The organism is Paenibacillus sp. FSL R5-0914, from assembly GCF_038004525.1.
Lineage (GTDB): Bacteria > Bacillota > Bacilli > Paenibacillales > Paenibacillaceae > Paenibacillus_AQ.
The window spans coordinates 1-21,601 of the sequence record NZ_JBBORH010000003.1 but is presented as its reverse complement, the minus strand read 5'-3'; the positions used below and the strand labels follow the sequence as shown (position 1 = coordinate 21,601).

Below are 21,601 nucleotides of genomic sequence, written 5' to 3'. Positions count from 1 at the left end.
CAATATTACACAGTAAGGGAGATACCCCCAATGAGACACAGCTTATCATTTCAGCAAGATGGAACCTTGAAAATTGTACAGTTCACTGATCTTCACTGGATGGATGGAAGAGCCGAAGATCAGCGTACTCGGGAACTGATGGAACGCGTTCTGGAAGCGGAACAACCTGATCTTGTGGTCTTCACGGGAGATCTGATTTACACTGCCCCTGTCTCACCTGGTGAACAGGCGTGTGAAGACCCTGCCCAAGCATTTCGGGATGCTGTCGCTGCTGTTGAGAAAACAGGTACCCCTTGGGCCTTCGTATTTGGCAACCATGATACAGAAACTCTGATTTCCCGCAGTGAACTGATGCAGATTGCATTGGAACATCCCCACTGTCTGGCCGAAGCCGGTCCAGAGGATCTTGAAGGCTCAGGCAATTACACACTTGAAATAAAAGATCAGGATGGCCATGCGGCCGCTGTCCTTTATTTTGTTGACTCCGGCAGCTACTCCGAGATGGAGCATATCCCTGGCTACAATTGGGTTAGCCGGAATCAGATTAACTGGCTAACTGCTGAATCCGCTAGATTGAATCCTAAAACTGCTGAGAACAGGCTGCCTGCATTAGCTTTCTTCCATATCCCGATTCCCGAATATCGTGAGGTCTGGTCTACACAAGTCTGTCATGGGTATAAGTATGAGCGTGTATGCTCACCTGAGGTTAACTCGGGATTATTCTCGGCTTTGCTTGAAATGGGTGATGTGCTGGGCACCTTCTGCGGACATGACCATATCAATGATTTTACGGGCAGCCTGTATGGCATACGTCTTTCCTATGGCCGTGCTACCGGCTACAATACTTATGGAAAAGAAGGCTTTATGCGGGGCGCACGCGTCATCAGACTGACCCAAGGCACCCAAGACTTCGATACCTGGCTTCGTCTTGAAGACGGATCTGTCCTGCTGGAACAGCCAATTCATCACCCTGAACCTACTTCCGTTCCAGAGCATTAATCGTCTTACTTTATTGTCTGCAATCATCTTTGCTCATTTATAGTAATAAAAGGAACCCGCATAGTGCAGGTTCTTTTTTATGTTCCAATATTAGCTTGTTCCCATATTCCCCATTACATCGCTTTTTTTGTTAAAATAGAGTAGTCGACGTATTAAGCACTACAGCGTCAGTCATGGAACGGAGGCAAGTACCTGTGGATTATATTATTCTGGACATCGAATTCAACGGCCGTAAGTTTGCCAGCGAGCACCCTATGGAGGTCATTGAAATTGGAGCTGTCCGGTTAGACTCTTCATTGCAGTATAAGGATGAATTCTCTTCCTTGATCAAACCCATATATTTCTCTACCCTTAATTCTTTTATTAAGAAAAAAACCGGGATCCCCCAAGAGGAAATCGATATTGCACCCCGCTTCCCGAAGGTCATCACTGCTTTTAGAGAGTGGCTTGATCTAAGTACAGACGGAGTTCTGCTGCTTACTTGGGGTGGCGAGGATATGAAGCGAATCATTCAGGATGTGCGCATGCACAAGATGGACGAATCCTATTGGATGTCTGCTACGTATTTGGATTTGTTAAAAGGTGTGCTGCGAGCACGTGGGCTTAGCAATGATATTAGTGTCGAAGGCGCTATGGCATTGTTCGAGCTTGAGCCTTCCGGCTCCGCTCACCGGGCACTGGATGATGCACGAATGACATCGGAGATTTTCCGTGCGGTGTTTAACGAGCTAGATTTCGAGCGCTCCCAGCATTATGTAGATACCTTCTCCAACGCAAAGGAACGCAAAACGGTCAAAGCTGCCATCAAAGCCATAACCGCGCAAAAAATAGTACCTACCTGGGAGCTTGTTGTTGAGCATTACTTCTCAGACCCAGCAACCCTCGCCGATCCACGTAAACTAGAGGAATTGAATAACTATTTCGCAGCACAAATGGGACTTAAAAAGGTTCAATAGTCTACTAAAACAGCATGTAGGACAACCTAAACAGCGGCAGTCTTCCCAATGAGCACTCAGAGGATGGCTGCCGCTATTTTGAGTTAATATAACAAAGTACTAAGGAACTTATCTCTGAAACTGTGGTAGAAAGTCGGCATTCTGCTCTAGAATATCAGCTAGCACCGCCTTGGCAATTCGTTCATCGCCGACCAGCGGGTGGAGCGTCAATGCCTGAAGAGCAGAAGCATAATCGCCTTTCACCGCAGCTTCAATCGTCAGCTCTTCATAGGACTTCACCACCTGAAGCAATCCTCTAATCTGTGGAGGCAGTGGCTTAACTAGTCCCAAAGCATGTGGGCCATCCGATTTAATGACACAATTGATCTCAATGGATACATCATCCGGAAGACAAGGTATTGCCCCTTGATTGCGAACATTTACAGTCTGAATATCGCCTGTATCATTATAAATAGACTTCATGAGCTGAACGGCCGCTTCAGAATAATAAGCTCCGCCACGTTTCTCCAGCTGGGCAGGCTTTTCATGTAGTTCCGGCTGTTTATACAGCTCAAACAGCTCCGCCTCTACTTCCTTCACATCATCTGCACGAGTTTTGCCTGTCGCCTGATAATATTCTAGCATCTCGCCGTACATTTCTTCCTTCATATAATAGTAACGGTGATAAGCGCAGGGAAGGGCACCTACCGAATGAATAAACTCAGCATCCCATTCCAGATCGGGAATATTGGCTGGCGAAGATTGACCGATGCTGCCAAGTCGGGTCATGAAATCCTCTGTCACATCATCACCATCAAGCACTACCCGGGTCGTCCAATTCAAATGATTAATTCCGACAATCTCAATGAACATCCGCGTTTGCTCCACCCCGTATAGCTCGGCAATCTGCATTTTTGTACCAATAGGTAGATTGCATAACCCAACGGACTTAACCTTAGAATACTTGGAGACAGCTTCTGTAATAATACCGGCAGGGTTAGTGAAGTTAATCATGAAGGCATTGGGCGCTAGCTCTTCAATATCACGGCAAATACCAAGAATGACTGGAATGGTACGGAGAGCTTTGGCGAAGCCACCTGCTCCTGTCGTCTCCTGACCGATCAGCTGATGAGACAACGGTATCTTCTCATCTCTTGAACGTGCGTCTAACATCCCTACCCGAATTTGTGTCGCTACAAAATCAGCATCTCTGATCGCTTCGCGCCGATCCAAAGTCGTATACAATGTAATCAGCTTTCCACTCGCATTAATCATCCGCTGAGCCAGTTCGCCAATAATCCGTAACTTCTCTGCCCCTTGCTCGATATCGGCTAAATACAGCTCAGTGACCGGAAACACTTCATGATAACGGATCAGCCCCTCAACCAGCTCCGGTGTATAGGAGGAACCTCCCCCAATAACTGCAATCTTTAAGTGTGACTTCTTCATTTATTGTTCTCTCCCTCTTGCACTCAATTAGTTTATAGTAACATCGTCATATCTTGTTCCTACAATTTTTTCTTTTGTCTTCTAATAAAATACTTTGAACAAGGTTAGGGCCATTCACTATTCCAATATTAGTAATTTATTCGTCGTTTTCTTAGTTAAACCGCATTTATTTTATGTTTCCTCCGATTCTTCATCCGTGATATAATATAACAAATATGTAATCGGAGGATGTTTGTAATGACAAAGAGAATAAATAACTCATTATATTCCATCATAAAAGAACAACTTCTGAAACAAATTCAGTCTGGAGTATACGCAGTTGGAGACAAGCTTCCTACTGAGGCTGAGCTATGTGAGATGTTCTCCGCGAGTCGAACAACAATCCGCCTTGCCCTTAGCGAGCTTGAAAATCAAGATATTTTGGAGCGGTATCAAGGGAAGGGAACTTTCGTCAAACGTAAGGAGCTTCAGCTCAACCAGGCGCGCAGCTTCACTGAGGATGTGCTGATGAGTGGCAAAGAGCCCACCAGCAAAATTATCGAAGCCAAAGTAATACCAGCCGAAATGCCGATTAATGAATATCTTAATATCCCTTTAAAGGCACCCGTGAACCACTTGCTGCGGATACGTTATGCCGACAATGAGCCATTACTTTATGAAAATACTTATATCGCTTGGGATCTGGCACCTGGTCTTATCAATGACTACAAGGAGGGTTCGCTGTTTTCCTTTTTAGAGACAGAGCATAATCTAAAAGCCCACCGTTCCGTTGAACAGTTGAAACCCGTTCTAGCCAATAGTACCGCCAGCAAGCTGCTTGGAGTTAAGGAAGGCTCGCCCTCTCTGCAGGTAAGGACATTTACTTATTTAGCTGATAACTCCCCACTGGAGTACAGCTTTGGCGTATTCCGTGGTGATTTTCCCATCTATACAATTGAACGACAATTTTGAGGCTCATCACTGGCATCAGCTAATAATTAGATAGAAGTAACCTGCCTTGAAGAATGCGAAGCGCCCTTGCGGGCGCTTCTTTCTGTACTCACTCTTTTATAATTTCAAAGTAGCGTCCCATCCAGTATGGCAGGGTGAATACCGACCCGGCTTCTATGCTACCCGTGCGATAGTTGTAGTTTGGATTGACGCCAGTGGATTGGCTCTCATTAGCAAACGGATTGGAATTGTGCTTAATAATCCGACGCTCATCAGGAGCGAGTGCGTAATTTGTCTGTTTGGCTTTATCGCGGTCTCCAGGTTCAATATAAAATACATCCTGGCGATCCCATTCAACAGGAAACTCAATCTGGAATTCAGGGAACCGGTAGAGGAATCGAACGGCCGACTGTAAATCTACATCTGTTTTGTCAGGATGCGCGAGCTGATACAGGAAGGTATAGAACGGATTCTCCTCCCGGACTTCGTTAGAGTACCACTGATCATAAGCCTCTACGATCTTGGCGTGTCTAAGCTCATCCTGTTCCAGTGTGACAAGTATAAATACCGGGAACCATCCAAGCTCTTCATCGGAATAGTTGATATATTGGGTCCAGTCATTGTGCAGCGTAGCATTGGCGTTGGTACTGTCGCCTGCATTGTCCATGGTTACCACCTCATTGCCGTTATCACTGTAAGCATTGGTAGCTTGGCGCACAATTCTCCGTTCAACATATTCCAACGCCATATCTATATAGCCCAGACCGTTCACATACGGATCTTCCTTACTATAGCTGCTAGCAAAAGCCTGTTCATATGCCATCTCGTATTTGAGCGAGTCCGCCGGATATCTTTTTTCAGTGACGAAGCTAGCTGTTTTCAGTACACCCATTACCTCGAGAGCATTGAGCGGTGCATCTTCATAGCCATAGGACAGTGCATCGTTCCCATCCTTATCGACACCAACACTGAATTCCCACTGTTTCTGCTTCTCCATAGTGCTAAGACTGTCGTTAAAATACTTCCCGAGCCATCTCGACCACTGTGTCGATTTGCCAGTAGCATCCTCAATATAGTAATGGTCATCCTTCAGAATCAGCTCTGTCATACGGTGCGTAGTTTCTTCAATAAAGGATTTCAGCTCTAACAATTCGGGATCATTACTGTCCCCTACCAGATATTTGAAGGCTGTATAGAACATAGCATAGTGGCCAATCACTTCATCTGATGAAGTATCCGCTTTATAGACGATCTGATTCATATCAATATGACCATCTACAATTACGCTACTAGGGAACAAATCATTGAAGAAATCAGGAATTTGCTCATACACAGGTGCTGTCAGCTGAAACAAAGGTTTATTCGTTTCGCTCGTTGTCTTATCTTCCTTTGCGGTGCTGTTGTTGGTGGCCGCCGTAATCACTGGAAGCACTTGATATACCGGACCGCTTTCCGTTGTTTCAACGATGGTTTTAATATCAATGCCTAGCTTCTGCCCCTCGGGACGTGTCAGGTTGAGCTCATCGATTGATGCTTGACTAAGACCGAGCCCATTATAATTCATTACATCAGTACCACCACTCGGGAATAACGTCGAGCCTTTTTTGTTCTCCGCATCCTTAGTCACCCTGACCATCGAATAGCCTATGGGTTCTACACCGTCATCGCGTTGCATGCTTGGAATAATCCCATTTGGATTATTCTTATCCGGACCGACGAAATTCTGGAACCAAAAACCATTCGTCGATTGATACCCATACACTGTATTTCCCACCGTAGCTGCAGTCGCCTCGCTAGTTAGCATATAGGAACGAACTGGGAAGCCATTTCCGCGGCCCGACACATAATCTAGTAGCAGCACTGCTTTGGTGGCACGGAGTGCAGCAGCCTTTGCGTCATTTATTTCCGCCACCTGCTCTGAGGTCGGATTGGTGCCGTATTGCTCCTGCAGCGCCTTATAGCGGAAGACCTCGCCCATCGCATACATTGTCGTCCATAAGCCATCATTATCACTGGTCGTAGGTGTTGAATTGAAAACACCAGTTGCCGAATTGTAGTTTACAGCATCTGTTGTGTTGTCCGTGTCAGTAAAGGTAAAGCTTGTGCCATGAACCATACCGCGTCTGTCCAGAATAGTCTGAACTAAATCCTCATAAATGAATGATTTCTCATGCATTGTTTGCTCCGGCATAGCAATATGCGTCACACCACTTGCTGTCCGCGCCCAAATACCTCCCGCTTCGTCACTAGCTAAACCAGTAACATGATTATCTCCGCCATACAAATATCTTGGACCTGCCATGTATTGAACGATATCCTTTGTATCACTTGCATTAAAATCGACCCGCTGTAGTCCATTCTGCGTACCAATCCAATAGACGCCTTCCTTATCGAGAACGACACTTGTCACATCACCGATCACTGACAGCGGCAAAAATTTCAACGCACTTGCGTCCGTAATCCAGTCAAGCGTATTCGGAATGGAAGCTGAGCCATTTTTATAGTAGGTCATTTTCTTTGACTGCACGGCCTCCAGCTGAACAGGTGAATAGCTAGCTCCAGGCAGCTTTGCTGCCCCTACAGGTATTGCCGACAGTGTGAATAACGTAACAGCAAGCAATGCGCCTGTTATTTTTCGAGCGCGTTTCTTCATCATTTGCATAAATTCATTCCCCTTCCCTTATTGATAAATATGCGATACACCTGTTTCCGTAATGGCCAAAACACCTGTGCTGCCGTCAGAGATTAGCAGAAGCACTTTATTATCCGTTAACTGCTTAGTCTCAGCTGTATAAGCTAGCATTTCATTGGTGGAAAGCTTAATTCGAGTAACCCCACTATCGGTTCCAATCCATAGGTACGTCCGATTTTTATCTAAAACTGAGCTGTTAATTCCTCGAAGGGAGGCAAAAATAGAAGGCTTAGCGTTGAATTGGTAGTTTACGAAGGTAATAGCGTTGGTGAGATCAGGCATAACTACTGCTGAGTTAGCGATTGAAGGTTTATACGAAGGATCTTGAAGAAAAGTTATATATTGCTTAGCCGTTCCTTCTGCCCCAGTAGAGCTAAAGGATTTAAGTACCTCTTCATAGCTGTACAGTACGGTAGCTTTTGGTTCGGGATCAACCGTACCAGGTTCTCCCGTTCCAGGATTTCCTGTACCCGGGTTTCCTGTACCGGGATTCTCTGTTCCCGAGCTACCGGAACCAGAACCGCCAGAACTACTCGACGTATTAGGCACCCCATTACCGCTGCCTTTATAATCGTGACCGTTTATTGTCACTTTACTAGCATTCACCGTCAGCTTGTTCGGCATCGATGCCAAGGAAACTCCCTCAGCATTCACTTCAGCTTCTGCAATTGTTCCTTCACCAGTTACTTCAGCCCCACCGTTAAAGAACAACTTCTTAATGCTCGCACCTTTCACAAGCTGAATTCTTGACTCTGCTGCTAAAGAGGCGACCTTAAAACTAGTGATTTCGCCACCATTAAAGACAAAACGTGTCTTTCCGGCAAGATTTAGCTGATTTACATTTCCATTCAATGAGACATCCGCAAGCCCATTTGTTAGTACATTAATTGTATCAATTGGGTTATTGGATTCATTAACAACCTGCGATCCCGAGAGGACATCTATAAGTGGGAGTGTCGTTGTCCCTTTAAGTACAACTCTTATTGGAGAGGACGGTTTATTGATTACAATTCTTTTTATTTTACTGTCCGTAATTGTGATACTGTTCGCACCCCCGCCGTTTATGTAAACGACGCCTCCGATTACTGCACTTTGCAGACTCAAATCTCCTTCCCCAACACCCGGAGTTATATATAAATTGCCTGTAAGGTTCAGATTGGATAGGACTGCTCCGGGCCTGTTGACAATCATACTGCTGCTAGAGATACCGGAATGTTCTCCGCCATCGGTGATCAGAATCCCCATAGCTCTATTAATCATCTTCACTGCCTCTGCACGAGTCAGCTCCTTCTTCGGCTGAAAGGTAGCCTCTGGTGTGCCTTCCACATAGCCGGCTGCCTTCATCGCATAGACCGCTTCCTTAGCCCAACTGGAGATTGCTGCATCATCAGCAAATGCGACACCACTGCTTGCCGAAGTCGCAACATTAAACACTCTGCTAAGAATAAGAGCAGCCTTCTCCCGGGTAAGTACCTCTAGCGGTTCAATGCCTCCCTCCCCATTGCCGAGAATTGCCCCAGCAGCAACCGCCTTGCTAATTTCTGGCGCATACCAAGCAGTCAAAGGTACATCCTTAAAGGTTTCACTACTCACTGCACTGAAATTAAAGATGCGATTGATCAAGGTAACGAATTCTGTCTTTCGAATTCCTTCGTTAGGCAATACCTTGCCGTCTTTATCACCTTTGAGTAGCCCCATTTCCTTCCACGAGGCAATTTCTGTTGCAGCCCATTTTGGAATAACCTCCGTCGTGTCTGCGAATGCGGCTGACGTGTACGCCATAGATGATGTAACAGCAAGTATAGCGAGTGCCTGCTTCAAGCTGAACTTCATATGCGCTCCTCCTTCATATTTTTGCTTTTAGTTTCACCATATAGAAAACTCAAATGCTAATATTATGTCACCTCCATGTAATATTCTCATAATTTGTAGTAACGTTTAATCACATTCTATTTTTAATCATAACAAATTGTCAATAGCTTATTTAGAGTGCATTCATTTTAATTTTATTCAGCATAATTCAAAACCCTTTAGAATATAAACCCTTATACATCCACTTTTGTTTGCGCTTTCATTCACTAATGTTAATTTTTAAAGCCCCCGGATTACAGTTAGCATTCCTGCATTATTTTTCTTATTAAAATCTTAAAAGTGATTGACATCACATTAAATATAATCAATAATGAGAACTAAGTTGTTACTACATTTATTTCATCCAATTTATTACTCCTCTTAGCTCATGCCAACATCGCCCTCCTGTGTTAACTTAAATCACACGAAAGCTAATGGAAGAAGAAACTTAGGCACTCTTAGCAGTATAGGAAGTAAGCACGATGTCAATTTCATTATTGTTTCTATTAAACTCAAGGAGAGATGATCGATTGAGAAAATGGATGATTGGACTAGTTGCATCAATGCTGATTACTACTTTGGCAGGCTGTTCCTCCACCTCAAACAAAGAGAGCACAGCAGTAAACACAGGCACTACTGAGGGAAAAACGCAGACACTTCGCATTGCCATGGGTTCACCAGGTGAAGGTTTAATTAAAGTCTGGGAGGACATTGGAAAGGAATTCGAAAGCCAACATGCGGGGATTAAAGTTGAGTTCAACTATCAGGATGATGATACATACCAGACCATCGGGCTACCCAATCTACTCAGCGGCAAAAATGCTCCCGACCTCTATTTCGAGTGGGCTGGACAACGGCTACAGACAAGAGTAAGCGATGGTTATGCCGCAGATATTACCGAACAACTACAAAGCTCAGGCCTGAAGGATATGTTTGCTGACGGCACCTTCAACGGTATGATTGTCGACGGCAAGACGTATATGATTCCAACAGCAGGCGATGTGACAAATATGATCTTTTACAATAAAGAAATCTTCAGTAAGCAAGGTCTTGAACCGCCTACCACCTGGGAGGAGTTCCTTACAGTGTGCCAGAAGCTTAAGGATGCCGGCATTACGCCGCTTGTTATCGGTAACTCCGATCTATGGACAGCCGGCAACTGGATTGCCCATGTCATTTCTAGAGTAGTAGGAGAAGATGCTTACAGTGAAGCGCTGCAGTTAAAGCAACCGTTTCATTCAAAAGATTTCATTAAAGCATACACCTATGTACAGGAGCTATGGGATAAAGGCTACATCAACGACAATGTGAATGCCCTCAACGACAGTGAAGGTGACATGATGTTCCTGAACGGTAGCGCGGCCATGCACCCCATTGGTAGTTGGCTTGTCCCAACCGCTGTTGAAGAAAACCCTGATCTTCAGCTAGGCTACTTCAATACTCCAGTCATGCCGGAAGGTAAAGGCAATCAGGATAGTGTAATCGGCGTACTTAATGGTATGGTCGTCAACAAGAACTCTAAGCTGATCGACGAAGCCATTGATTTTATGAAATTATATAGTTCAGCTGAATCGTCTAAAAAGCTATCCGATGCCGGGGCTGTACCGATCACTAAAGATGGTATTAATACCGAAACGACCCACCCGCTCTCGTTAAGCTTAAATGATCTGATGGAAAATGCACCTGCTCTAGTATCGCCTCCTGATACCGGCTATTCCATCGAGGTTGCAAATGCCTTAAATATGGCTACATCTCAAATCATTGGTGGAGCCAAATCCCCGGAAGACGCATTATCCGAATTGGAAACAACCATAGCCCCACTTAAATAAACATTCCTCATCCTTTATATAAGTCTCATCAGACCGCTCATCAGCAGTATACCTTGGGCGGTCTCCCCATACTTATGAACTGGAGGTATTGTCATGTCCGGCAAGAGTAATAAGCTTTCCCCTTACTTGTTCACAGCCCCCGCTGTATTGATATTTGCCTTTGTCGTGCTTGTGCCTGTTCTCATGACCTTCGTATTCAGCTTCTATGACTGGAACGGGATCGGCGCAATGACCTTCACAGGCTTCGACAACTATATTCGGGCTTTTCATGACCGTATTTATATTAGCTCCTATGGACATACACTTATCTATATTGTTGCTACGGTATTTGTGGAAGTATTAGTCGGACTTGGACTTGCAGGTTTAATAACAATGGGTCGCAAAGGCAGCGGACTATTCCGACTCGCCTTCTTTGTTCCTGTCATGTTACCAATGATTGTTATCTCCTACCTGTGGAAATTTGTTTACAATTCCGATTTTGGGATCGTCAATATGCTGCTGGACACAATCGGCCTGGAGAGCTGGACACGCGTCTGGCTAGGCAACCCTGATACCGCACTATACGCAATTTGTATTGTCTCCGGATGGGTATATGCTGGATTCTATATGACTATCTTTTATTCTGGCATACAGCGTATTTCCAAGGAGGTCTATGAATCTGCTTATCTGGATGGTGCAGGAGAAAGACATATTTTTTTCAAAATTAAAATTCCAATGATTCGTAATTTGGTGGAAACGGGAATCCTGCTATGTGTGTTAACTGGGTTTCAAGCCTTCGACCTGTTCTATGTTATGACCAATGGTGGTCCTTATAACTCAACGGAAATTGTTACTACCTATCTCGTCAAAGTCGTGTTTACTCATATGAGCATCGGCTATGGCTCCGCGCTGGCTGTCATCATGACGATTGTTATCGCTGTGATCGGACTCGTTACCGGCAAATTAACTAAGAAGGACTCCGACGCGCTGGAGTATTGAGAAAGGAGAACTGTATATGCCCCCACTAACCACCACTGTCATTCCTATTAAAAAAAACAGTAACTCCGTCAAAGCTACGTCCAACAATAAATGGTTCTCACATATTGGATACTATATCTTCATGATCGTGCTCTCGTGCTTCTATTTCTATCCGATTGTTTGGCTGATCCTTTCATCCTTCCGTGAAAATAATAAGATCTTCTCAACTCCGTTTGCACTACCGGAAACGATTAATCTACAGAACTGGTCAAAAGCCTGGAATATCGGCAATATGAGTACCTACGCTAAGAACAGCATCATTGTCACGATATTAACTGTCATTGGCATTCTGCTATTCGCAAGCCTCGCAGCCTTCGCCTTTAGCAAGCTTCGCTTCCGTGGAAGCAGCCTCCTAATGCTGATGTTCATATTCGGTCTGTTTATGCCTCTGCAATCGTTTTTTATTGCACAGAGCTATATTTTTGAGCAACTGAATTTGAAGGATTCTTATTGGGCACTGATTATACCTTATATTGGAACTGGGCTGCCACTTGCGGTCATCCTGCTTAAAGCCTATTTAGACTCCGTTCCCAGAGAGCTTATGGAGGCTGCACGCATGGATGGCTGTGGTGACTGGTTGCTCTACCGAAAGATCATTTTCCCTCTGTTGATCCCTAGCATGGCTACGGTGGGCATTTTCTCGGCGTTAAATTCCTGGAATGAACTATTGCTTGCCATGCTGTACATCCAGAATGATGCCTTAAAAACCATCCCAGTCGGACTCTTGGCGTTCTCCAGCAGGTATATGACCGATTACAAGCTACTGTTCTCCGCACTCGCTATCATTACACTGCCGATGATTATTGTGTATATCTTCTTTCACCGCTATATCGTTGCGGGTCTGACCGAAGGTGCACTTAAATAGTCTCCTATCACAACATAAATAATATAATTAAGCAGCGGTAGTCTTCCCAATGATCATTCAGAGGGTAGCTGCCGCTGTTTTTGGTAACTATAAAATAATATTTGACCTTTACGCTACGTAAAGGTGTACAGTGAATTTGTGGGAGGTGATACTACGGAATACACAGTGCAGAAGCTTGCGGAGTTAGCTGGTGTTAGTACACGGACCTTGCGATATTACGACGAGTTTGGCATTCTTAAGCCGGCGAGAATCAACTCCTCGGGGTATCGTATCTATGGCCGTACCGAAGTAGATCTACTACAGCAAATTTTATTTTATCGAGAGCTTGGCTTAAGTCTGGAACGTATCAAAGCTATTATGACTGAACCGTCATTCGACGGAGCCAAAGCGCTACAGGAGCATCATGACAAGCTGCTTGAAAAGAGACATCAATTAGATCTATTAATCGCTAACGTCGAACAGACGCTGGCTCACCAAGAAGGGAGAATGATTATGAGTGACGCTGAAAAATTCGAAGGCTTCAAGCAAAAACTGGTAGAGGATAACGAGAAGAAATACGGTCAAGAAATACGGGAGAAATATGGGGACAGCACCGTAGAACAATCCAACAAGAAGCTTAAAGGTATGACAGAAGAACAATATGCGGCTATACAGCAGCTTGAGGAGGAAATGTTCGAGACGCTCTTACAAGCGATGGAGCATGGAGATCCTGCCAGTGTATTAGCGCAAAAAAGTGCTGATCTACACCGCCAGTGGCTCTCCTTCTACTGGGATTCCTATTCCAAAGAGGCACATGCTGGAGTTGCGCAAATGTATGTTGATGATGAACGTTTTACCAAGTACTACGACAAGCATCGCCCTGGACTTGCGGAGTTCCTAAGAGATGCCGTTCACGTATATACGGGAACAAAATAATAAAATAGAAATAGAGCGGTACCGGAAAATCCGGTCGCCGCTCTATTTCTATTATCCGGAACCTCACTGATAGCTCTAGCTCCTATAGACTGCGATGCAGCAGTGACAGTACATTTCGCAGCTCAACCACAGCTACCTGTCCAGGCGCAGAGGGCTTATGCGCCGCTCCAAAGGTAAGCGCTGAACCGAATATTTCACCGGCTAGACGGCTAATTACCCCAGCTCCCGCCATGGACATTGTAATAATCGGGCGATCTGCATATTGTTCTTTCATCATATGCGTAGCTTCTAGTAAAGTCAGTACATCCCCCGCATCCTGAGGCATCACCGCAATTTTAGGCAAGTCCCCACCAAGCTCCTGCATCTTACATAGACGCGAGATTAGCTCCTCTTTGGGAGGTGTTTTATGAAAATCATGATTCGATATGATAACAGCTACGTTATGAGCGTGAGCAGCCTCAACTAATCCTCGTACATCCTGTTCCTCATTAAACAATTCAACATCAATAATATCTACTAGCCCACTCTCAGCAGCAGCAACATTAAGAGCTATGTAATATTCTATACTGACCTGCTTCTCTCCACCTTCCTTCGCACTACGGAACGTAAAGATCAGCGGAAGATCCGGAATGATCGCGTGAATATCACTTAACGCTGACTTCACTGCTTCTAAATCCTCCACTTTTTCAAAAAAATCCGTACGCCACTCCACCAAATCAGGATTTAGCTCTTTTAAGGCTTCAGCTTCCTGCTTCAGTTCAGTAAGGGTAGCACCAATTAACGGGACGCATATTTTAGGTATTCCTTCACCGATCACTACATTTTTAACGATTAATGTTCTGCTCATGATTTTAGCTCCTTATCATCCGATACATGCTTTATAAAATTTTCAACCTCAGGCAAATACGGCAGTGACGGTATTGCACCTGCTTTCCCAACAGCCAAAGCACCGACAGCATTCGCGAAGCGTAACGCTTCCTCCAATGACTTACCTGAGACTAACTGCTGTGCGAGTGCACCATTAAAGGAATCTCCCGCAGCAACTGTATCTATTGCCTTTACCGGGAACCCAGGAACTAACTTGGTCCCCTCAGCATTAACTAACAATGTGCCTTTAGCACCTAAAGTTACAATAACGTTCTTAACACCCTTTTGTAGCAAAATACGGGCAGCCTGCTCAGCCGTCTCTATACTATCGACAGTCATCCCAGCTAGAATTCCTGCTTCCGTCTCATTTGGCGTCAAATAGGTTACTTGACTTAACATCTCATCCTTAAGCCTTCTGGCTGGTGCAGGATTTAAAATGATTGGAATCCCATAACCATGGGCAATAGCAACAGCCTGTTCGGTCATTGCTAAATCCATTTCAAGCTGTAGCACGATTAACTTAGCTTGTTGAATTACAGGCGCCAACATCTGAATATCTTCCGCAGAAAGCTCCATATTCGCCCCAGAAACAACTATAATACGATTCTCTCCATCTTCTTCAATAACGATTGAAGCTACACCTGTTGCCTCCGTTTCACTCACTGAGATATGTTCTATATGAATACCTTCTTGCTTAATAATCTCAAGCATTTCGCTTCCAAAGGTATCTTTTCCGACGCTGCCGATCATACTAACCTCAGCACCCAGACGTGCTGCGGCAACGGCTTGATTCGCTCCTTTTCCACCGGGAGATAGAGAAAATGCTTGTCCCATAAGCGTTTCTCCTGCATTCGGTGCCCGGTTCGTACGTACTACCATATCCATATTTAAGCTTCCAATCACAACTATACCCAACTTATACACCACCAATAATTATTTCTTCAATCTCTTTATCTTAGGGTCTTCCCTTCACTTTATCAATCACTTCCGTTGATTTTGCCCCTAATTGGCTATTTTCACCAAATCGACGTTATGCTTTTGTAGATAAAGTGTGCTAGAATGATGGTGCAATCGCTTCCAAAACGATTGTTGACTGTTTTTTGAGCAAACGTTTGCATCGTAGATAATGCCAGCAGCTTTACTGCAATTCAATCTAATCCGCGATTAGGAGGCTTATCAAGTGAACGAACAAAAATTACCATCAGTAGCTTATTTCAGTATGGAGTACGGGTTACATTCCGATTTTAAAATGTATGCCGGAGGGCTTGGAATTCTCGCCGGAGACTACATTAAGGGAGCTAAAGACATCAATGCTCCTATCATCCCTATCGGGCTGAAGTGGAAACAAGGTTATACGGATCAAAAAATTGATGCGAACGGTAATCCATACGACTCCTATCACAATTATGTTTATGATTTTCTTGAAGATACAGGGGTGAAGGTAACCGTAAAAGTCAGAAAGACCGATGTGGTGTGCAAAGTATGGAAGACTGATTATTTTGGCAACAGCACGTTGTATTTACTGGATACGGATATCCCCGAGAATAATGATGCTTGGATTACTGGACAATTGTACGGCTGGTTCGGTGAGGAACGGATCGCTCAAGAGATCGTACTCGGGATTGGCGGAGTAAAAGCTATGCGTGCTCTGGGCATTCCGATCGATGTCTATCATTTCAATGAAGGCCATGCGGCCTTAGCAGCCATCGAGCTCATTCGTGAGAAGATGTCCGGAGGCAGCACCTTTGAGGAAGCTTGGAAAGCTACTCGGGAAGAGGTTGTGTTCACTACACATACGCCGATAAAAGAAGGCAACGAAACCCATCCGCTCGACCGCCTAGAGTATATGAGTGCATTCAATGGCTTAACCCGCGACCAGATGGAGCGTATCGGTGGTGAGCCGTTCAACATGACGGTTGCCGGTCTGCGACTCTCCCGTATTTCTAATGCAGTGGCTCAGCTTCATGCGGATACAGCCAATAAGATGTGGAAAGAGGTTGCCGGAAGATCGGACATCATTGGCATTACTAATGCCATTCATACCCCTACCTGGGTAGATGAAAGAATGACACAAGCCTATGAACAAAATGGCGATTTATGGGCAGTGCATAAAGAAATTAAGGGTGAACTGATTAATTTCATCAAAGAACGGTCCGGCATTAGTCTAAATGCTGACAATCTACTCATTGGCTTCTCACGCAGAGCTGCTCCTTATAAACGCAGTGACCTGATCTTCTCGCAGCCAGAAATTATTGAGCCTTATCTGGAGTCCGGCAAAATACAAATTGTCTTCTCTGGCAAAGCTCATCCACTCGATGATAACGGCAAAAAAATCGTCAGCAATTTAGTGGCGATGATGAAAAAATATCCGAAGAGTGTTGTCTTCTTGGAGAATTACGATATGACTATCGGCGCACAGCTGACACGCGGTTCTGATATTTGGCTCAACAATCCGCGTAGACCATTGGAAGCAAGTGGTACCTCCGGGATGAAGGCAGCCATGAACGGCGTATTGAACTGCTCTATTCTAGATGGCTGGTGGCCGGAAGCCTGTATAGATGGCGAGAATGGCTGGCAGATCGGAGACGGCTTCGAGACTACTGACTTCGAGGTTCTGGATAAGCATGATAGTGATGCGCTATACGACACCCTATTGAATCGAGTACTCCCAACCTATTATGAGAATCGTGAACAGTGGGTACAAATGATGAAGAAGAGTATCGAAACCACTCGCACCGAATTTGCCACCAAAAGAATGCTGGATGAATACTATAACAGAATGTACATTAAAAACTAAGTACAGAAAACGGATATTCCTATATCAAAATAGAACAGCGCACCCTCCAGTGATGGTAGAGGTGCGCTGTTTCTTTTTTAACTCTGCTTAGTAATTAATCACTCTATCTATCATATATATCTGAATGGGACGACGATTACCACATACTGTAATGTGTCAATTATTCAAAAAGTGTTGCATTTTCCCCGAAAAACATTAATATAGAACTTATACTAAATCTAAAATCAAATCTTACGAGGTGATTCTATTAATGAGCTCCAATAATAATAATCTTACGACCAGCTGGGGTGCTCCAGTAGGCGACAATCAAAATTCAATGACAGCCGGTGATCGTGGTCCTACTTTGCTGCAAGATGTCCATCTGCTTGAAAAATTAGCCCACTTTAACAGAGAACGTGTTCCTGAACGTGTCGTTCATGCTAAGGGTGCTGGCGCTCATGGGTATTTTGAGGTCACTCAGGATTTAACTCAATATACAAAAGCTAATTTTTTATCTGAGGTAGGCAAGCGTACCCCAATGTTCATCCGTTTCTCAACGGTAGCTGGGGAGCTAGGTTCTGCTGATACTGTAAGAGACCCACGTGGTTTTGCTGTGAAGTTCTATACCGAAGAAGGAAACTATGATCTCGTAGGTAACAATACACCTGTATTCTTCGTTCGTGATGCAATCAAGTTCCCCGACTTTATTCATACACAGAAGCGTGATCCACAGACACACTTAAAGAACCCTAATGCGGTTTGGGACTTCTGGTCTTTATCGCCGGAATCTCTACATCAGGTTACGATTTTGATGTCAGATCGCGGAATCCCAGCTACGTTGAGACATATGCACGGGTTCGGAAGCCACACCTTCAAATGGGTAAATGCCGAAGGCAATACCGTCTGGGTGAAATATCATTTCAAAACAGAACAAGGCATTAAGAACCTTGCTCCAGATCTTGCCGCCAAAATAGCTGGGGAGAACCCAGATTATCATACAGAAGACTTGTTCAATGCTATTGATAAAGGAGATTTCCCAGCGTGGAAGCTCTACGTGCAGATTATGCCGATCGAAGATGCGAACACTTACCGCTTTGATCCATTCGATGTAACCAAAGTATGGTCGCAAAAAGATTATCCATTAATTGAGGTTGGCCGCATGGTACTGGATCGCAATCCAGAGAATTACTTCGCGGAAGTAGAGCAAGTTACGTTCTCTCCTGGCTCTTTTGTCCCTGGTATTGAAGCTTCTCCTGATAAATTGCTACAGGGTCGACTGTTTGCTTACGGCGATGCTCATCGTCACCGTGTAGGTCCTAACCATAACAGCCTGCCTATCAACCGTCCAAAAGTAGAAGTGAAGAACTATCAACGTGACGGTGGCATGGCACTCGGCAACAATGGCGGATCCGGTGCCTATTATGAGCCTAACAGCTTAGGCGGACCTAAAGAAGCACCACAGTACAAAACATCACCTTTCGAAGTATCTGGAAATGCCGACAGTGTCTCCTATAATAGTGATGACCATTATACACAGCCTGGTGACTTGTATCGCCTGATGAGTGAAGAAGAACGTACCCGTCTTGTTCAAAATATCGTAGGCGCTATGACACCAGTTGAAAGTAACGATATTAAACTTCGTCAAATTGTTCATTTCTATAAAGCTGATCCAGAACTGGGACAGCGTGTTGCATCCGGTTTAGGATTATCCGTCCCAGGCGAATTATAAGACTGTAATTGCACTTATACAATCAAAGAGGACCTTTACCCGTAAATGGGAAAGGTCCTCTTTTTTCATAAGAAAAGCTAAAACATATAATATATAAGAACGATCACGATGCATAGCGTGGAGACAACAGATAAGCACGAAAAAAAAGTATTCCAGTTATTGCCCTTCATTTGTCTTATACACGACCAGTATACTGCTTCTTTGATGCTCTGCCCCATCACGTGAAGATTTGACTACCGAACCGTAACAGATATTCACAACCTGTTCCTCACGCAGCCCTGCCAAGAACTCATTCGCCTTATTCTCAGCATACGAATTATCAGCATCTACAAACTCTTTTACTTGAATCATCCTGATCTCTCCTTTAATAAATTATAGTTACTTTTTATGTCTAGATTCTATAGGTGAACTCAACGAAATGTACATGGCGTATCACTCCCCTGGTAACATTTAATGTAAAATTATCTTCGAAATATAGTATAGGCATTCCGCAGTTTTCTACGAAATGCCTATAACATCAGCCTATCATAGCACCCAACTATACAATAGTCAAACGTTTTAAATACAATATTTAGTAAGAATTTATTGCCTTTGCAAAATGGATTGGATTTACATATAGAAGCTGTTATACTGATCAGAAGGTTCCCTCTAGGGGACCTCTATTTGTATAGGAGGGATTTTAATATGGCAACGCGTCATAACAAATTTGCAAAGAATGTGCTACTTAGAGGGGGTGAAATCTACTATGAACCATAGTCTAATTTATGAAGGCTCAAGGACACAACTGGTCCAGCAGCTTATTTATTTTGATGAGGAAAAAATCGCATTTCTAAATCAGTATTTCCCGGAACGAAGCAAACAAAGAAGTAATGCTGAAACGCTGTTGTCCCGTTATTGCTCCGAGCTGGAACAATTACTTTCCCGTTTCAATGGTGAAGAATTGAATTCACTCGTATTGATTGGAAGTCAGCTTCAGCTACGCTACTTAGACGACAATACTACAGATACCTACACCATCGTATTTCCAAACCAGGCAGAACCCAATGATAACAAGATTTCAATGTTCTCGCCTATTGGCATGCAGCTGCTGTTAGCTCAGATCGGCAGTACATGTCAGCTAGCTATTCCTTCAGGTGAGTTATCAGTAAAAATCGAAAGTATTAAGTTTGTGAATTGTGGTGAGGTGGCCGTTCTTATTTAAGCCCACTCGCACATATCACCAACATTAACAGCGTCCCTTTCCAATCTTATGGAAGAGGACGCTGTTCATCTATTCAGCCTGTTAAGCACTTCTTCATACTTTTATTTGAGCCTCAATCCTTCACCCAGTTTACTGACTGATTTTTCGATACGAGATGCTCTGGTTTCAGGTCTTTTCGCCGTTTCGATCCAAGATACATATTCCCTCTGATAAGAATAAGCCAGACCGTTATAATAAGCTTCTGCCTGCTCATGGCTACTCAACGCATCAAGGAAATCCTCTGGGGCTTCTACCTCCCGTAATTGATGATCTTGCTCCATCGTCACCTGCACAATATCACCAGGTTGAGCTTTGGCTAGATCCCGTAGTTCCTTCTTTACCACCATAAAATGCTTTCCGTTTCCATGGGGCATAAGCGTTCCTCTATAGGGGATTCCATTTACACTTCCTTTTACCTGTATTCTGGACTTTGTTTCAAATATTTGTTCGGCATCAAAAGGGACGTTAAGATAAGTCCAGCTCCCACTTGCATCAGGTCGCACTAATTTAGCTTCAAATTCAAACATTGCTACCTCCTCAACTAAAAGCCCTAAGTTCTATTGTATCCATATGAATGTAACTATACAAAAAAAACACCTGCCTATAATAGGCAGATGTTTCTTAATTATAAGCGGGTGATGGGAATCGAACCCACGCTATCAGCTTGGAAGGCTGAAGTTCTACCATTGAACTACACCCGCAAAGGTATAAAATCGGGATGACACGATTTGAACATGCGACCCCCTGGTCCCAAACCAGGTGCTCTACCAAGCTGAGCTACATCCCGTCAAAACATGTAATTACTTAGTAATAAAAATGGCGCGCCCTGAGAGATTCGAACTCCCGGCCTTTTGATTCGTAGTCAAACGCTCTATCCAGCTGAGCTAAGGGCGCAAAAATTATGGAGCGGAAGACGGGAATCGAACCCGCGACCCTCGCCTTGGCAAGGCGATGCTCTACCGCTGAGCCACTTCCGCAAAATATGGTGCGCGTGAAGGGACTTGAACCCCCACGTCGTGAAACGCCAGATCCTAAGTCTGGTGCGTCTGCCATTCCGCCACACGCGCACACTTTGAAAATAATGGTGAGCCATGAAGGACTCGAACCTTCGACACCCTGATTAAAAGTCAGGTGCTCTACCAACTGAGCTAATGGCTCTCATAAATGGCTGGGGATATAGGATTTGAACCTATGCATGACGGAGTCAAAGTCCGTTGCCTTACCGCTTGGCTAATCCCCAACAATAATTAACTAAATGGCGGAACCGACGAGATTCGAACTCGCGATCTCCTGCGTGACAGGCAGGCATGTTAGGCCAACTACACCACGGTTCCATAGACATAATGCATAAGAGTAAATTGGTTGCGGGGGCAGGATTTGAACCTGCGGCCTTCGGGTTATGAGCCCGACGAGCTACCGAGCTGCTCCACCCCGCGTCATTTAATAATTATATACTATTCATTTACACTACGCCAGCTAGTCCCAAAACATCATGCTTAAGGAAAAT

Annotated in this window: 17 protein-coding genes and 9 tRNA genes; 10 read left to right on the top strand and 16 right to left on the bottom strand. The window is 44.4% G+C overall.

All coding sequences use genetic code 11. The features are described from left to right. Positions 1-30: 30 nt before the first annotated feature. A complete protein-coding gene (locus MKX60_RS23505) occupies positions 31-999 on the top strand; it encodes a metallophosphoesterase family protein (protein WP_341061163.1) in 969 nt (322 codons plus the stop codon). Between the two features lie 194 nt (positions 1,000-1,193). Next, on the top strand, positions 1,194-1,955 hold the full coding sequence (locus MKX60_RS23500; RefSeq protein WP_341061162.1) for a 3'-5' exonuclease: 762 nt from the start codon (positions 1,194-1,196) through the stop codon (positions 1,953-1,955). A gap of 108 nt (positions 1,956-2,063) precedes the next feature. Here the strand turns inward: MKX60_RS23500 and MKX60_RS23495 are convergent, their stop codons facing one another. Further along, positions 2,064-3,383, bottom strand: coding sequence for a 6-phospho-beta-glucosidase (locus MKX60_RS23495; RefSeq protein WP_076283820.1), 1,320 nt, complete (start codon positions 3,381-3,383; stop codon positions 2,064-2,066). 237 nt (positions 3,384-3,620) lie between these two features. On the opposite strand from MKX60_RS23495, the gene MKX60_RS23490 reads away from it, so the two are divergent. Next, complete coding sequence (locus MKX60_RS23490) at positions 3,621-4,334, top strand: GntR family transcriptional regulator (RefSeq protein WP_076283819.1); 714 nt, start codon at positions 3,621-3,623, stop codon at positions 4,332-4,334. 88 nt (positions 4,335-4,422) lie between these two features. Here MKX60_RS23490 and MKX60_RS23485 read toward each other — a convergent pair whose 3' ends face one another. Next, positions 4,423-6,975 (bottom strand): hypothetical protein, encoded by a 2,553-nt coding sequence (locus MKX60_RS23485; protein WP_341061160.1) that lies wholly within the window; start codon positions 6,973-6,975, stop codon positions 4,423-4,425. Positions 6,976-6,993: 18 nt separating this feature from the next. Next, on the bottom strand, positions 6,994-8,838 hold the full coding sequence (locus MKX60_RS23480; protein ID WP_076299077.1) for an S-layer homology domain-containing protein: 1,845 nt from the start codon (positions 8,836-8,838) through the stop codon (positions 6,994-6,996). Between the two features lie 548 nt (positions 8,839-9,386). Here MKX60_RS23480 and MKX60_RS23475 point away from each other — a divergent pair. The 4 genes from MKX60_RS23475 (at position 9,387) to MKX60_RS23460 (ending at position 13,482) form a co-directional block, all read left to right on the top strand. Then, a complete protein-coding gene (locus tag MKX60_RS23475) occupies positions 9,387-10,685 on the top strand; it encodes an ABC transporter substrate-binding protein (protein ID WP_341061159.1) in 1,299 nt (432 codons plus the stop codon). Between the two features lie 93 nt (positions 10,686-10,778). Continuing rightward, positions 10,779-11,663: a carbohydrate ABC transporter permease gene (locus MKX60_RS23470; protein ID WP_076283815.1), complete on the top strand. Its 885-nt coding sequence runs from the start codon at positions 10,779-10,781 to the stop codon at positions 11,661-11,663. Between the two features lie 16 nt (positions 11,664-11,679). Further along, positions 11,680-12,567 (top strand): carbohydrate ABC transporter permease, encoded by an 888-nt coding sequence (locus MKX60_RS23465; protein ID WP_341061158.1) that lies wholly within the window; start codon positions 11,680-11,682, stop codon positions 12,565-12,567. A gap of 138 nt (positions 12,568-12,705) precedes the next feature. Continuing rightward, entirely contained in the window at positions 12,706-13,482 is a 777-nt protein-coding gene (locus MKX60_RS23460) for a MerR family transcriptional regulator (RefSeq protein WP_341061157.1), read from the top strand. Between the two features lie 82 nt (positions 13,483-13,564). On the opposite strand, the gene aroD is transcribed toward MKX60_RS23460, so the two are convergent. Both aroD and rbsK read right to left on the bottom strand, forming a co-directional pair. Continuing rightward, positions 13,565-14,329: a type I 3-dehydroquinate dehydratase gene (gene aroD / locus MKX60_RS23455; protein ID WP_341061155.1), complete on the bottom strand. Its 765-nt coding sequence runs from the start codon at positions 14,327-14,329 to the stop codon at positions 13,565-13,567. Next, complete coding sequence (rbsK, locus tag MKX60_RS23450) at positions 14,326-15,252, bottom strand: ribokinase (protein ID WP_341061711.1); 927 nt, start codon at positions 15,250-15,252, stop codon at positions 14,326-14,328. The genes aroD and rbsK overlap by 4 nt, the downstream gene beginning before the upstream one ends. A gap of 277 nt (positions 15,253-15,529) precedes the next feature. On the opposite strand from rbsK, the gene glgP reads away from it, so the two are divergent. Next, the gene (gene glgP, locus MKX60_RS23445; RefSeq protein WP_076283811.1) at positions 15,530-17,146 is read left to right on the top strand and encodes an alpha-glucan family phosphorylase; all 1,617 of its coding nucleotides are present in this window, start codon (positions 15,530-15,532) and stop codon (positions 17,144-17,146) included. A gap of 250 nt (positions 17,147-17,396) precedes the next feature. Then, complete coding sequence (gene katA, locus MKX60_RS23440; protein ID WP_341061154.1) at positions 17,397-18,854, top strand: catalase KatA; 1,458 nt, start codon at positions 17,397-17,399, stop codon at positions 18,852-18,854. A gap of 156 nt (positions 18,855-19,010) precedes the next feature. Here the strand turns inward: katA and MKX60_RS23435 are convergent, their stop codons facing one another. Next, the gene (locus MKX60_RS23435; protein WP_042184993.1) at positions 19,011-19,205 is read right to left on the bottom strand and encodes a sporulation protein Cse60; all 195 of its coding nucleotides are present in this window, start codon (positions 19,203-19,205) and stop codon (positions 19,011-19,013) included. Between the two features lie 394 nt (positions 19,206-19,599). Here MKX60_RS23435 and MKX60_RS23430 point away from each other — a divergent pair, with 394 nt between their 5' ends. Beyond that, entirely contained in the window at positions 19,600-20,055 is a 456-nt protein-coding gene (locus MKX60_RS23430; RefSeq protein WP_060625163.1) for a GreA/GreB family elongation factor, read from the top strand. Positions 20,056-20,156: 101 nt separating this feature from the next. Here the strand turns inward: MKX60_RS23430 and MKX60_RS23425 are convergent, their stop codons facing one another. The 10 genes from MKX60_RS23425 to MKX60_RS23380 form a co-directional block, all read right to left on the bottom strand. Further along, the gene (locus MKX60_RS23425; protein WP_341061153.1) at positions 20,157-20,621 is read right to left on the bottom strand and encodes a YdeI/OmpD-associated family protein; all 465 of its coding nucleotides are present in this window, start codon (positions 20,619-20,621) and stop codon (positions 20,157-20,159) included. Between the two features lie 103 nt (positions 20,622-20,724). Further along, positions 20,725-20,795, bottom strand: a tRNA-Gly gene (locus MKX60_RS23420). A gap of 12 nt (positions 20,796-20,807) precedes the next feature. Continuing rightward, positions 20,808-20,881: transfer RNA gene (locus MKX60_RS23415), tRNA-Pro, on the bottom strand. A 30-nt stretch (positions 20,882-20,911) separates the two neighbouring features. Then, positions 20,912-20,988 (bottom strand) — tRNA-Arg (locus MKX60_RS23410). A gap of 8 nt (positions 20,989-20,996) precedes the next feature. Beyond that, positions 20,997-21,071 (bottom strand) — tRNA-Gly (locus MKX60_RS23405). Between the two features lie 6 nt (positions 21,072-21,077). Beyond that, positions 21,078-21,161, bottom strand: a tRNA-Leu gene (locus tag MKX60_RS23400). Positions 21,162-21,176: 15 nt separating this feature from the next. Next, a tRNA-Lys gene (locus tag MKX60_RS23395) sits at positions 21,177-21,252 on the bottom strand. A gap of 7 nt (positions 21,253-21,259) precedes the next feature. After that, positions 21,260-21,334: transfer RNA gene (locus tag MKX60_RS23390), tRNA-Gln, on the bottom strand. A gap of 16 nt (positions 21,335-21,350) precedes the next feature. Continuing rightward, positions 21,351-21,428: transfer RNA gene (locus MKX60_RS23385), tRNA-Asp, on the bottom strand. Between the two features lie 25 nt (positions 21,429-21,453). Continuing rightward, positions 21,454-21,530: transfer RNA gene (locus tag MKX60_RS23380), tRNA-Met, on the bottom strand. Between the last annotated feature and the right edge of the window lie 71 nt (positions 21,531-21,601).